The organism is Paenibacillus sp. WG02, from assembly GCF_055396115.1.
In genome coordinates this window covers 3,753,881-3,766,670 of the sequence record NZ_AP036016.1, presented here as the reverse complement: position 1 = coordinate 3,766,670, position 12,790 = coordinate 3,753,881, and the positions used below count along the sequence as shown (strand labels likewise).

The 12,790-nt window shown below is 43.3% G+C and carries 13 protein-coding genes; 4 read left to right on the top strand and 9 right to left on the bottom strand.

Going from position 1 to position 12,790, the window contains the following annotated elements:
• Nucleotides 1-138: 138 nt before the first annotated feature.
• The 8 genes from ACBP55_RS16715 to ACBP55_RS16680 form a co-directional block, all read right to left on the bottom strand.
• On the bottom strand, nucleotides 139-1,491 hold the full coding sequence (locus ACBP55_RS16715; protein WP_464652853.1) for an ABC transporter substrate-binding protein: 1,353 nt from the start codon (nucleotides 1,489-1,491) through the stop codon (nucleotides 139-141).
• A gap of 40 nt (nucleotides 1,492-1,531) precedes the next feature.
• Nucleotides 1,532-2,380, bottom strand: a complete 849-nt coding sequence (locus ACBP55_RS16710; protein ID WP_464652852.1) for a carbohydrate ABC transporter permease — start codon at nucleotides 2,378-2,380, stop codon at nucleotides 1,532-1,534.
• Nucleotides 2,377-3,291: a carbohydrate ABC transporter permease gene (locus ACBP55_RS16705; RefSeq protein WP_464652851.1), complete on the bottom strand. Its 915-nt coding sequence runs from the start codon at nucleotides 3,289-3,291 to the stop codon at nucleotides 2,377-2,379. The genes ACBP55_RS16710 and ACBP55_RS16705 overlap by 4 nt, the downstream gene beginning before the upstream one ends.
• Nucleotides 3,292-3,559: 268 nt before the next feature.
• Complete coding sequence (locus tag ACBP55_RS16700) at nucleotides 3,560-4,156, bottom strand: hypothetical protein (RefSeq protein ID WP_171648607.1); 597 nt, start codon at nucleotides 4,154-4,156, stop codon at nucleotides 3,560-3,562.
• Nucleotides 4,157-4,410: 254 nt separating this feature from the next.
• Nucleotides 4,411-4,647 carry a DUF6953 family protein gene (locus ACBP55_RS16695; protein WP_029195560.1) on the bottom strand — a complete coding sequence of 79 codons (237 nt, stop codon included), beginning with the start codon at nucleotides 4,645-4,647 and terminating at the stop codon, nucleotides 4,411-4,413.
• Between the two features lie 193 nt (nucleotides 4,648-4,840).
• Nucleotides 4,841-5,995 (bottom strand): ABC transporter permease, encoded by a 1,155-nt coding sequence (locus tag ACBP55_RS16690; RefSeq protein WP_464652850.1) that lies wholly within the window; start codon nucleotides 5,993-5,995, stop codon nucleotides 4,841-4,843.
• A complete protein-coding gene (locus tag ACBP55_RS16685) occupies nucleotides 5,988-7,175 on the bottom strand; it encodes an ABC transporter permease (protein WP_464652849.1) in 1,188 nt (395 codons plus the stop codon). Before ACBP55_RS16685 ends, ACBP55_RS16690 begins: the two co-directional genes overlap by 8 nt.
• A gap of 12 nt (nucleotides 7,176-7,187) precedes the next feature.
• Entirely contained in the window at nucleotides 7,188-8,123 is a 936-nt protein-coding gene (locus ACBP55_RS16680) for an ABC transporter ATP-binding protein (RefSeq protein ID WP_312876145.1), read from the bottom strand.
• Nucleotides 8,124-8,317: 194 nt separating this feature from the next.
• Here ACBP55_RS16680 and ACBP55_RS16675 point away from each other — a divergent pair, with 194 nt between their 5' ends.
• A complete protein-coding gene (locus ACBP55_RS16675) occupies nucleotides 8,318-9,454 on the top strand; it encodes a sensor histidine kinase (protein WP_464652848.1) in 1,137 nt (378 codons plus the stop codon).
• A gap of 18 nt (nucleotides 9,455-9,472) precedes the next feature.
• The gene (locus tag ACBP55_RS16670; protein ID WP_173188069.1) at nucleotides 9,473-10,135 is read left to right on the top strand and encodes a response regulator transcription factor; all 663 of its coding nucleotides are present in this window, start codon (nucleotides 9,473-9,475) and stop codon (nucleotides 10,133-10,135) included.
• Here the strand turns inward: ACBP55_RS16670 and ACBP55_RS16665 are convergent, their stop codons facing one another.
• Nucleotides 10,136-10,981: a stalk domain-containing protein gene (locus ACBP55_RS16665; RefSeq protein WP_268617393.1), complete on the bottom strand. Its 846-nt coding sequence runs from the start codon at nucleotides 10,979-10,981 to the stop codon at nucleotides 10,136-10,138.
• Nucleotides 10,982-11,174: 193 nt separating this feature from the next.
• On the opposite strand from ACBP55_RS16665, the gene ACBP55_RS16660 reads away from it, so the two are divergent.
• Nucleotides 11,175-11,753, top strand: a complete 579-nt coding sequence (locus tag ACBP55_RS16660; protein ID WP_464652847.1) for a DUF1054 domain-containing protein — start codon at nucleotides 11,175-11,177, stop codon at nucleotides 11,751-11,753.
• Nucleotides 11,754-11,925: 172 nt separating this feature from the next.
• Nucleotides 11,926-12,618: a hypothetical protein gene (locus tag ACBP55_RS16655; RefSeq protein WP_029198816.1), complete on the top strand. Its 693-nt coding sequence runs from the start codon at nucleotides 11,926-11,928 to the stop codon at nucleotides 12,616-12,618.
• Nucleotides 12,619-12,790: the final 172 nt, after the last annotated feature.

Below are 12,790 nucleotides of genomic sequence, written 5' to 3'. Positions count from 1 at the left end.
ACTCCTGTAGCTCTATAATTGCAGTAATCATGTCGATTTACAGCATGTTTCCAAAGTACCACAATTAGCGTTTCAAATATACAAGAGGAATGCAAATTCAGTACCGCACACAGCATTCCCCCAGCTTGAGATGACTAACTATTTATTCACACGTTCCAACAACTTGGTTAATTTATCTTGAATACCTGGTAAAGCCTCTTCGACTTTCTTGTCGCCATTTTCAACGCTAGCCAGCTCGTTAATGAACAGCTCATTAATTTGCGAGTAGTTTGAAATCATATGGTTGTAAGATTCGAAGCCATTTTTGTATGCACCCTCATACACTTGTTTAATTAGTTTAGGGTCGATGCCTTCGAAGTTCCCATAATACTTCTCGGCTGCTTTTTGATTGACAGGCGGGTTGCCGCCGCTGAGCTCAATGGATTTTTCCTGCACATCTGTCGTAATTAAGTATTTGATCCATTCGTATGCTTCTTTCGGGTGTTTGGAATCCTTCAGGACGAACAACGGATCAACGTAAAGTACACTGCGAATCTTCTCGTTAGGACCTTGCGGCACTGCAGCGACACCGACTTTGAAATTAAATTCACTAGACGCTGCCAAGCTCCAAGAGCCGACTACGGACATACCGATTTTGCCAGAAAGGAACGGATCGCCGAATTGTCCGGATACCGACTTGGAAAACGCTGGCGTCGGGGACACCTTTTTATCCCAAATCAACCCATAAATCTTCTTGTACGCCTCAATGACTTCAGGTTTGTTCAAATTGATTGCGGAAGGCTTTCCGCCGTTCTTCCAAGTATCGTCCGAGTAGACGTTGGCTCCAAAATATTGCGGTTTCTGATCACGTTCGCCCCAACCGAAATCCAAACCATATTGGGCCTTGTTCATATCCTTCGAATCCACAGTCAGTTTGGCTGCATACTCCACCATTTTGTCATACGTCCAGCTTTTATCGTTGTAATCCGTTGGCGGGTAGGCCAGTCCGGCTTTGTCAAATAAGTCTTTGTTATACAGCATGACAGTGACATAGCTATTTAGTGGAATGCCATATGATTTACCGTTAACTTTGTAAATGTTCATCACGTCATCCGGAATGCTATAATCGGAAGCTTTGAATCCATCCGCCTGCATGATCGAACTGAGGTCAGCGAGCATCCCTTTGTTGTAATACTCCATAAATCCGCCATAACCCCAGTGAGATGTGACATCAGGTGAATTATTGGCAGCAATCGAGGATTGAAGCTTGGAATCAAATTGCTCGTAAGGGGTTTTCGTCACTTTGACCTTAATGTTAGGATGCTTCTTCTCAAAGTCTGGAATCAATTTCTCCACAAACGTTCGATCCGGCGAGTCGATTGTGTAATGCGTGATCGTGACTGGTTCACTGCTCTTTCCATTACTATCTGCATCTGAACAAGCGGACAGCACCGATACACTTGCTAACGTTAGGCTTAATGCGTAGATGACTTTCCTTCTTCCCTGTTTCATCCTTTTTCCTCCCCATGTTAACCTTTTATCCTATGAAGATTTACTTAATACCCGTAAGCACAATACCTTCAACAAATCGTTTCTGAGCAAACGTAAATAGTGTGATAATCGGTAACACGGACAAAATGGAAGCAGCCATCAGTAAATTCCACGGTGCAATACGGAACTTGGAAGAAAGCATAGCAGCCATGCCGATAGGAAGTGTGAAATGCTCTTGTGAATCCAAGTAAAGGACAGGAGCAAGCAGATCATTCCATGACCAAATGAAGGTGAAAATAGATACCGTCGCTAATACCGGACCTGAGAGCGGCAATGTCAAGTTCCAGAACAAACGAAACTCACTGCACCCGTCAATTCTTCCTGCATCGAACAATTCATTCGGCAATGAATAAAAGAACTGTCTCAGCAGAAATATCATATACGCAGAGCCAAAAAATGCAGGCAATATGAGCGGCAGCAAAGAATCATGCAGGCCCAATTGACGAAATAATAGAAATTGCGGAATCATAATGGCTGGATATGGCAACATCATTGTGCTCAACAAGAGCATAAAGAACAGCGATTTCAATTGAGTGTTATACCGCGAAAAGCCAAATGCAACCAGACTGGATGATATCGCGGTTCCAATTACGGAAAGACCGGCAACGATGAAGCTATTCATATACTGCTGACCAAATTTCAGATCCTGATTCATAAAAAGTGTCTTGAAATTACTGAAAGCAAACGTTTTCGGAATCCAAGTTGGAGGAAAAGTCAACATCTCTTTGGTTGTCTTGAGTGCTGTCGAGACCATGAACCATAAGGGAGAGAGCATAATAAATGTGACGGCAATCAAAATCAAAAATCCAACGATTTGCATGGGATCAAACATGACTTTCGTTTTATTCATTCATTCGTCCCTCCTTCATAGTGCACGAAACGTTTCGAACTTTTCATAATGAGGAAGGTCACGAACATAACGGCAATGAGCAGCAACCACGACATCGCGGAGGCATAGCCATAGCGGAAGTTTTTGAAGGCGTTCACATAAATGTTATACACATAAAACCAGGTGGAATAGTTAGGTCCGCCTTGCGTCATCGTGTAGGCCTGCGTGAACACTTGGAAGGAATCGATCATGCCAATAATAAGTTGAAATAAGAAAACGGGAGAAATTATGGGAAATGTTACGTTCCAGAACGATCTCCAGCGTCCAGCACCATCAAGCCTTGCTGCTTCTAACAAGCTAGTCGGAACACCTTGCAAACCTGCTAGGAAGATGAGCATCCCCGCTCCCATCCCCCAGAAAGACATGATAATTAAAGCCCACATCGCATACTTCTGATCAAGAAGCCAGTGAATCGGCTCAATGCCGAAGAAGGAGAGTCCATAGTTGAATAATCCAGCCTGAGGGTTAAATACCCAGAAAAACAACAATGACATGGAAACACCCGAAATCATGCTTGGAAAATACATAGCTGTCCGAAAAAAGCCGCGAAACGGAACTTTTTGATTAATAAGCAAAGCAAAAACCAAGGAAAGCAATAACGTTAGCGGGACACTAAAAAACGTATATTGCAGCGTGACCTTAACGGAGTTCCAGAACTGCTCGTCTTTGAAAAGTTCTGAATAATTGTTCAAGCCCACGAATACCGGAGCATGAATGATATCGTAGTCGGTGAAGCTGTAATAGAGCGATGCCCCAATCGGAAATAAAGCAAATACAATGAAGCCGATGATCCAGGGTGAAACGAACAGGTAGAAATACTTACTTTCTCGACGACTTCCTCTGCTTGTGCCCAGCGAAACCGCTCCTTCCACTGTTTTCTTTGCAAGTGAATTCTCATTGAAAAAGTTTAACCGCTTTAACTTTTGGTGTTTAATACCCCCTTGAAATTAGAATATAAATAAATTTCAGGTTGGTTAGAAAAAGAGATCCTCTTCAAAAGTTAAAGTGCTTTAACTTTCATAAGTTGATTATATACGATGATGTTCGGGTTAACAAGCGTAATTTTACAATAAATTTAAAGAGAGACCCTATCTATTCCTAGATAAAGACTCTCCCTTTATTTGATTCCAATATTCATTTTCACATCTCCAATAAGAGCATTTCTTGTCTCATTTCGATCAGCTTGGTTTTGCTCTCCATGACAGCTTTGACATCGCCAGAAGCCATAGCATCATGCAGAGTAGCTAGTTCGTAATCAAGTTCCATACGCAAAATAGGGATCCGATCGTCGGTACGCTTGGATCGCAGCGCTTGCATGACTTCCTCTACGGTCACGGCAGGCTCCTTCTGATACAGCACTTTATGTTCGATACCGCTAATCTCGACCATTCGAATAATTTCACCGAACATAATATTCTCAATGAGAATTTGCCGATCCTTGAATCTTTTTACTACAGCATGACCACGTGTATCACCAATCAACTTCTCCATCATCTCGGCGAGCTTCTCATCTTTGAAGGAATAATTGCCTACGATTTTATACTTTTCACCGATTCGTTCGAATTTCAGCTTAATCAGCTTGCGTCCTGTGCGAATGGAAATGATGAACTGCAGTTCGCTTTCGTTCCAATACAGAGAATAACCTTCCTGAATGAGTGCTTTAATGAAGTTCCGGATTAGCCGGCGATCAAATCGTAACTCTAGGTTGCAATACTCCACTTCATGACTCTTACTCACGGCAATCCCCTCCATAATTGGCGCATATAATTTTGTTTAAATATTCAGACAACTTCTCTGCTTACTCTTATCTTATTATGAATTCTATGTTTTAGCAACTTGGATTATTGACATTTTTTTAAGGAAAAACGTACAAAAAAAGCTGATGCCTGTATCCTAACGGCTTCAGCCCTAAACTGGAAGAAAACAGCCTCTGCCTATGCAATAACTAATATAGGGATCTTTGAGCGTAGCTCAAAGTCTCTCCGCTGAGTTTAATGCCATCCCCAGAAAAATCCATCGCGCTCCCAAGCAGCTTTACCGCCATGAAGCTTTTTAAAAATTTTCTTTACATCTTTGGAAATCGCTTGATTCCCATTCTCATTCACATAGATGAAGGATTCCCCAAAATGTTGAATTATATAGTCCACTGCTTCTTTTTGATATAAAATACCCGCGGATTTCAACTGCTCCATCATCCATTCCGCAACTTCATTCGCCGTAACGGCCATTTGCATTCTCTCCCTTTATTCCTATGATTCTTGAGCCTGTGTACAGGCGAGTGACGCTATTGTACCATTGTAACATAATCTTTTCGAATCCTCGTCCGAATAGGTAAAGGAGAATCTCTTGTGCTTTCTTTATCAATTTCACGTAAAATAAAAAGGGCTATTCTGCAGAAGCAGGCAGCCCTTTGATTTTTTGTTAACTAACCTCCGCATCACCTGGTCGAAGAATGACCGAACCGACGCCCAATAGAATCAGTCCAAACAAGGTGAGAACGCCCATGTGCATCCACATCTGCGAAAGTGTCTGACCAGAAGCCATTCGCAGAATGGCCTCTATCACCCATTTTTGCGGAACGAAATTCGCAATCTTCTGCATCCAGTCCGGCATCAGACTAATCGGCCAGAAGCATCCGCCCAGCATACACGTTGGGGTAACAACAAGGGAATTAATCACGCTCATATTCGACGCATTCTTAACCATACTAGCTACCGTGCTGGCAATTCCCATGCTGGCTAATAAGAAAAACTCCAAAATAACAAACTGCGGTACAAACGGAAGTCCGTAATCATAATTCGTTACATAACGTGTAAACAAAAGGATGACAAGTACCTGCAGAGTCCCAACCAAGAAGCTGCCTATGAAATTCCCAAGCACAATTTCGTAAGAATGAATGGGGGCCGAATACGTTCTAGCCATTGTGCGTTGTCTTCGATCGTCCATGATCACGGAAACGGTATTATTGATTAACCCCATCATAAACATCAGCATGAAACCAATGACGGTATTCATATTCGGATTTACGTACAAGTTAAAATCAGTGACTTTCGCCTTCACCTGATGCTTCTCCATCTGAGACATAGACTTCTCCACGGCTTCGCGAAGTGCTGCTCCTTGAAGCCCTTGCTGGCTATGAAGCTCAATCGCTCCTTGATATCTAGATAGAATACTATCCAGATTGATTTTGAGCGTGATCGAAGCCTCATTGACGTTAAGCTGGTACATATCTATTTGCGCTGATGCGCCTTTCATCAACGTCTCGCTGAATCCTTCAGGAATCACAAAGGCGCTGCTCACTTTTTGCTTCGTGATGTCTTCTTTTAAAGCTGTTTCAGAAGCTTCTTCTTTAAGCCGATAATCTGGCAGCATCGAAAGTTCTTGCAAAAGATGGGACCCCATTGCTCCCTGATCCAAATTGATATAAGCAATATCAACCCCGTGGTCGCTCTGTTGTCCAATCACACCAATGATTAGCGAAACCACTGCTGCTGGAATGACTAAATACATGAGAAAGCCTTTTTTCTGAAAAAGTGTACGACGCAGCATATTGATCGCTATAAATAAGCTATTCATGATATCCCGCCTTCCGATAAACAATCAGGGTTAGAAGCAACAATCCCCCGCTAATACACGCCAAGATCGATATATGATGCCCTATGATTGCAGCGTCACTTCCGAGCATAATACGAAACATACTCTGCATAGCCCAGTGATTGAGTGTAAACTCTCCGATCCGCTGCAGCAGTCCTTCTGGAAGAGGTGTGAAGCCTCCACTTAGGAAAGTCATGGCAAGAATGATCATCTGAAATGTCGTGCCGATAGCTTTAGACGATTTCGCTGCCAGCATAATCAATATTGCTAGACTCATCGATGCTACGATAATCAATAAGCAAACCAGGAAGAGGTGGAAGAAATCATTCCCCCAATTGACACCATAAAATAACATAGTTGCACCAATAACGAGCGATGCCTGGACGATTGAACTAAAGATGCTTCCTAGGATTTTACCCAACAAAATTTGATATTCATGAATGGGCATCGCATTTAATCGGGATAACGTGTGCCTTTCTTTCTCTCCTTGCAAACCCAATGCCGCCCCCATGCCGGAATATAACAAAAACATGACGAGCATAGACGCTGTGTAATACTGCATTGCCGTATAGTTGGAATTTGAGGAAGTTAGCTTGCCTAGACGTACATGCGAAGAAGCCTCCGATACCGGTTTAAATGAACCGTCACTGCCTTGTTTCTGCAAGAGCTCCGCTGCCCCGGGACCTGCCGAAATGATCGCGGATTGCATGTAATTAACTTGATCCAAAAAGGAGCGAAGCGCCATCTTAGCGGTTAAATTCTGGCCATAATCCTGGCCTAGAATCATTTCCCACTCCGCTTCTTTTCCCTCAAGCACGCGGCTGCTAAAATCACTTGGAATGATGAGTGCAAACTCCGAATCTCCTGACTTAAGCCGTTTTACAGCTTCATCACGTGATTGGATATTCATTGGCTGTATAATCTTCGTTACTTCTGGTGCGTTGAGAAAGCTAGTAAACCCTGAACGCAAGACGCCTGAATCGGACTGCACCACATCTACCTTAACGGGCTTCAGCGTCCGATCTTCCATTTTGAACGCACCGGAAAGCGCCGACCCCAAAATGAATATAAGTAAGAGAGGCATCAATAACTGAATAACAAGTACATATCGCATACGCATAAAACGCAATATTTCATACTTCGCAATGATCCAAATCGGCATGGCTGCCTCCTCCTAATCCCGTAAGGTTCTTCCGGTCAACGACAGGAATAAGGCCTCAAGATCAGGCTCCACCTGTGTGAGCGATTGGATTTTCACTTCATGTTTGGAAAGGATGAACAGGATATCCTGCAAAAAGGCTTGAGAGGAACCCACCAGCAGCTCAAGCGTCTGCTCGTGAATGGTAACTTGCTTAATCCGCGGATGATCCCTAAGCTCCTTTACAGCTTCTTCCTTCAGGTTAGCTGCTTGAATGATAATTTTATTGTCCTGCTCCACTTTACCGCGTAATTCTTCTTGGGTTCCGCAAGCAATGAGATGCCCATGATCCATGATGCCGACACGCGTGGATATGGCGGACACTTCCTCCATGTAATGTGAGGTATAAATGATCGTTGAACCCATACGGTTCAGCGTCCTAACCGATTCCAGAATGTGGTTTCGGGACTGAGGATCGATGCCCACGGTAGGTTCATCCATAATAATCAGCTTTGGACGATGCATAATGGCACACGCGATATTCAATCTCCGTTTCATCCCGCCCGAAAAGGAATTTGGTCTATCACGAGCTCGATCCAATAATCCTACAAATTCCAGCGCTTCCTCCACTCTGTCTTTCAGCAGCTTGCCTCTTAATCCATATAATTTCGCGAAAAAAGTGACATTTTCTCGTGCTGTTAGGTTTTCGAAGATCGCGAGATCCTGTGGAACAAGACCAATTCTCCGTTTCACTTCAATCGTATCTTTCGCAACCGAGAGCCCATCAACAAACATTTCACCTTGATCGATTTTGAGCAAACCGCTCAGCATTTTGATCGTTGTGCTTTTCCCAGCACCATTGGGGCCTAATAATCCGAAAACTTCACCTTCTTGAATCGATAAATTCAAATGATCAACAGAAATTTGATTACTATACTTTTTGACAACATTTTTTATATGAACAAAGCTCACAAGATCCACTCCCTTTTCCCTTTTTCCAACTGGTGTTATTACAATCATTGTATCTCTAAGGGATCTCACTAACAGGTAGAATAAGTCATTATTCAAAGGTGACGAAAGTCATTTTCTGTCTATTAGACGTGTTAACCCGCTTGGCTATTATGGTATACTTTGCTTACACTTGCCCTGCAAAGGAAGGAAATCGATTGACACAATTAAGCTCTTTAACCCGTTATCTACTCATTCTCATTCCAGCGATTGCCTCGATGTATATCGAAAGCTATTCATCCAACGGCATGTATGTTTTCCTCATTCTTATATTCATTTGGATCGCTGAGCTGCGCAGAAAGATATTCTCGAAATCAACGTGGACGCTTTTACTCGAAATCGGATTCAGCGGGTGGATGATCTATCACTATGACGGCATTTTGTTCATTACCTTTTACTCCACACTCATATCCTATGTAACCACCGTAAATAGTCATATTCGTTACTATATCGTGAGCATTCACTTGATTCTGTTGAACATATCCTTACATAATCAGTCAAGCAGCTACTACCTAATTGCCAATCTGATCTTCATATCTCTGACGCTGCTCCTGCTGCAGATGCTCCAGACGGTGCAAAACAAAGAGGAAATTGAGCTGCTCTATGATAGGCTTCGGAGGCAGCATTACGAGCTGGACGAAGCTCGCGCTCAGTTAATGGATTACGCCCGGAAAGTCGAAAACATCGCGCAAACAGACGAACGCAATCGGATTTCCCGAGATATTCATGATGATTTGGGACATAAGCTGATAAGGCTTAAAATGATGATGGAAGCATCCTTGCAGATCCTTCCTACGCAGCACAAAAAAGGAGTAGACATGTTAATGTCGGTCCGTGACCAGCTAACAGAAAGCATGGAACTGCTTCGCTCAACCGTACGCAGACTGAAACCAGATGAAGAAACCTTGCAAACCTATTCGCTGGAGAGGCTTATTGAAGGACTCACAGCAGCTAATGGGATATCTATTGAGGTTGAGATGCAGGGGATGCCCTATGTGCTGTATCCAAGTCTAGAATTCATTCTATACCGTAATGCACAAGAAGCCATCACGAATGCCATTCGTCACGGGTCCGCAACCCAGGTTCTAATTCAGTTAACCTATGAACCCAAACAGATTACCATGTGTATTTCGAATAACGGTAAACGGCCTAATGAGCGTAGTGTGAACGGACTAGGAATGTCCGGCATGGAAGAACGAAGCAAGCTCATTGGCGGTCAGCTTACGGTGTCGGTCGAAGATCGATTTACAGTAACGACTGTTCTGCCCACTTTTCGCCAAATTGAATCTACCTAAGAAAGGGTTGAACGCATCATGATTCATGTGCTTATTACAGACGATGATCCATTCATCCGCGAAAGCTTACAATTAATCATTGGACTTGACGAAAATATTAAGGTTGTTGGCACGTGCACGCATGGGGACGAAGCGCTTGCTTTTATTCAGAACGGCGTCCAGGTTGACGTTGTCCTGATGGATATACGGATGCCAATCTGTGACGGCGTGCAGGGCACATTGAAGATTAAGCAAGCTTATCCGGAAATTGCTGTACTGATTCTGACCACATTCGACGATGATGAATTTATCGTTCAGGCCTTGCGAAACGGAGCCAGCGGGTATCTGCTCAAAAATATTTCGCCAGATCGAATTATTCAAGGAATCAAGACGGTAGAACAAGGCAATCTACTTATTCATGCTGATATTGCCAAGAAATTGACGACCTTTATCAGCCCAAGTTCATCCTCGAACGCACCTGCACCCAAACCGCTCAGTGGATATGGATTAACAGCCAGCGAACAAGCGGTCGTAGCGAAAATCGCTGAAGGTCTGTCCAATAAAGAAATCGCCCAGGAGCTATTCCTGAGCGAAGGTACTGTTAAAAATTATATTACGGAAATTCTCAGTAAGCTGAACCTTCGGGATCGCACGCAAATTGCTATTTTTTATTTAAAAAAGCAATCAGGCACCGGCAGTTAATTATTTAACTCTCGTCACCTGGATGTCCTCTTTGGAGGAGCTTCCAACTACATAATCCGGCTTATTATTATTGCCATTAATTTGCGTCAGTTTGAGCGTTGTACGATAGAAATGCCCATTTTCCGTCAGTAAGTAGCTGTATGTATTCTCTTCAGGCAGCGCATCAATGATAATCGGATTCGTCATGTAAGGTACTTTATTGATCTCATAGTATCGGAAACCTTCCACATACGCTCTGATTGTCTTGAGCTTAACCGGATCCTGCTCCCCTGTAATGACGATAGGTTCATTGATGAGATAGGAAATTTGCGGCGTTTCTTTCCAGCTCTTTTTCAATTCTTCCTCGCTGACATAGATATCCTCAGAATACTTTTCCTTCGCTTTCCGCAAACCGCCTGTAGAGACACCCATTCGATCCAAATCCTTCAATCGGTAATACGTCTGATCCGTCATATTGACAAGAACCGGGTAAGTCCCCCCTAAATAATCCAAATACTGTGGATACGGATACTGCAGCACAATTTCCGTATAATTCGTTTCATTGCCTTCCGCAGGCTGCTGAGGATTGACACGGGAATTCAAATAGATTGTTTTCGTGCTGTCCTTCCAATTCACAACTGCCCCTAGGTAAGTTCCTAGCTCTTTTACAGGCAAATAACTTGAATTATTATAAATTAAAGGCGGATTCGCCAGCTTCACTTCTTGCCCATTCACGACGACTTTAAAATCATTTCTTAAGTAAGCATCGACGCGTTGCAGCACATCCTGTGCGTAAACACCTGCTGTGAAACAAGTTCCCATCAACGTACCAAGCACTGCAATTTTAGACCATTTTGACATCTTCATATGTATAAATTCTCCTGTCTTTCCTAATTGATAGTTAACCTATCTTTCGGCACGGTTCCACTTTTTTCCTGCTTTTCTGCCAAGAAATCGGTCCAATGGCCTACTTCCTTTCTACGAAACTCGTAATCATTGCGGGAATACTCGAATTGCTTTAGAATAATTGAAAACGTAATTGAAAAGAGGAATTAAACAGATGAGTTTCACTGGATTTGCACAGCATGATTTCGATACCTTTGCTATAGAGGGTCTTGATGGACGAATGAAAGCCATTCAAGAGCGTATTCAGCCTAAATTCAAAGCATTAGGTGATTCTTTGGCACAGGATTTGTCCGTCCTCTCCGGTACAGAAATGTTCCTACATATCGCTAAACACTTAAGACGCAAAGTGAATCCCCCCGTTGATACATGGCTGGCGATTTGTCCTAACAAACGAGGGTATAAACAGGTACCTCACTTCCAAGTCGGTCTATTTGATGATCGTGTGTTTATTTGGTTGGCACTTATTTATGAGCTCCCGAATAAAAGCAACATTGCAACTACATACATGAAAGAAATTGACCGTTTGCAAAAGGAAATTCCATCCGATTTTCTTCTTTCCTTCGACCATATGAAAAAAGACGTTACCCCCCTTTCCGATTTAGACCGCAGCGGTTGGAACGATGCATTAATTCGTTTCCGCGATGTCAAAAAAGCGGAGCTGCTAATCGGCCGCAACCTCAGTTTCAAGGACCCCGTGCTAGGGAAACCGGCTGAGCTTGAGACTGCTTATTAAGCAAACCTTCGAGAAGCTCATCCCCCTTTATCAGATGGCAGTTAACGCAAAGTAAATCGGATTAATGGAAATTTTTATGTGTGACTAAGGTTCCTTTAAAGTAAAATTAACTCCTCCTGCACAGACTAAGCGCTGTAGTCCTAATCCAACAGGAAAGGAGTGATTAAAAAGTATGAACCCTACGTATATGAAAAAGCTAATGGTGAGCTCAATTGCGCTCACAATCGCTCTTGGCTGCACTGCACTTCCTGCTAGAACGGCTGCCGCTCAATCTCCTTCTGAGGATCAGGAGCAAACGATTCGTTTGCAACAGTCAGATGAGAAGGAGCAAGGCGGTCATCGCCGAAAATGGCCGATTGTCGATGAGTCTGCTACGGTCATCGGTGTTGACAAAGAAGTGCTAGTCAAAGCACTGAAAAGTGGCAAAAGCATCGTAGAAGCAGCCGCGGACAAAGGCATCAGCGAAGCCGACTTGACTGCCAAGCTGCAGCAGCTTCGAACAGGCAAAATTGAAGCAGCCGTCAAAGACGGCAAGCTGACAGCTGATCAAGGCGAGCACATGAAGATGAAGCTCAGCGAGCATTTAAAGTTCATCCTCAACGAGAAAAACTTGTTAGATGGTCATGATGGCCACGGTAAGTGGCATAAGTTCGGGCTGAAGCCGGATACAGAGAAACTGGCTAAGACTCTCGGTCTGAGCAAGGACGAACTTCACGCCCAGCTGCGCTCCGGCAAGTCACTAGCTGAGATTGCCAAATCGAAGGGCATTTCGAAGGACAAGCTTGTAATGTCCATAAAAGATCAATTAACCCCATCTATTGAGAAATGGGTTGACCGTAAGAAAGACGCGAAAGACAAAGACTGATGATTGCAAGTGAACGTAAAAAGGCATTCCTTATGGGCAATGTCATTAAGTTAGCTCAAAGACAAAACCGGGAATAAAAATGAAATTCGAAACGGCATGGGAAAAAAACCTGTGCCGTTTGTTTTTTTGGTGCCAGCAAGGAAAAAAGCGTACAGCAAACAAAGCGGATGGA

What these genes read in the sequence shown, in the direction of transcription:
- ACBP55_RS16715 (WP_464652853.1), bottom strand. Translation starts at nt 1,491, where the DNA reads ATGAAACAGGGAAGAAGGAAAGTCATCTACGCATTAAGCCTAACGTTA.
- ACBP55_RS16710 (WP_464652852.1), bottom strand. Translation starts at nt 2,380, where the DNA reads ATGAATAAAACGAAAGTCATGTTTGATCCCATGCAAATCGTTGGATTT.
- ACBP55_RS16695 (WP_029195560.1), bottom strand. Translation starts at nt 4,647, where the DNA reads ATGGCCGTTACGGCGAATGAAGTTGCGGAATGGATGATGGAGCAGTTG.
- ACBP55_RS16690 (WP_464652850.1), bottom strand. Translation starts at nt 5,995, where the DNA reads ATGAATAGCTTATTTATAGCGATCAATATGCTGCGTCGTACACTTTTT.
- ACBP55_RS16685 (WP_464652849.1), bottom strand. Translation starts at nt 7,175, where the DNA reads ATGCCGATTTGGATCATTGCGAAGTATGAAATATTGCGTTTTATGCGT.
- ACBP55_RS16670 (WP_173188069.1), top strand. Translation starts at nt 9,473, where the DNA reads ATGATTCATGTGCTTATTACAGACGATGATCCATTCATCCGCGAAAGC.
- ACBP55_RS16665 (WP_268617393.1), bottom strand. Translation starts at nt 10,981, where the DNA reads ATGAAGATGTCAAAATGGTCTAAAATTGCAGTGCTTGGTACGTTGATG.
- ACBP55_RS16660 (WP_464652847.1), top strand. Translation starts at nt 11,175, where the DNA reads ATGAGTTTCACTGGATTTGCACAGCATGATTTCGATACCTTTGCTATA.
- ACBP55_RS16655 (WP_029198816.1), top strand. Translation starts at nt 11,926, where the DNA reads ATGAACCCTACGTATATGAAAAAGCTAATGGTGAGCTCAATTGCGCTC.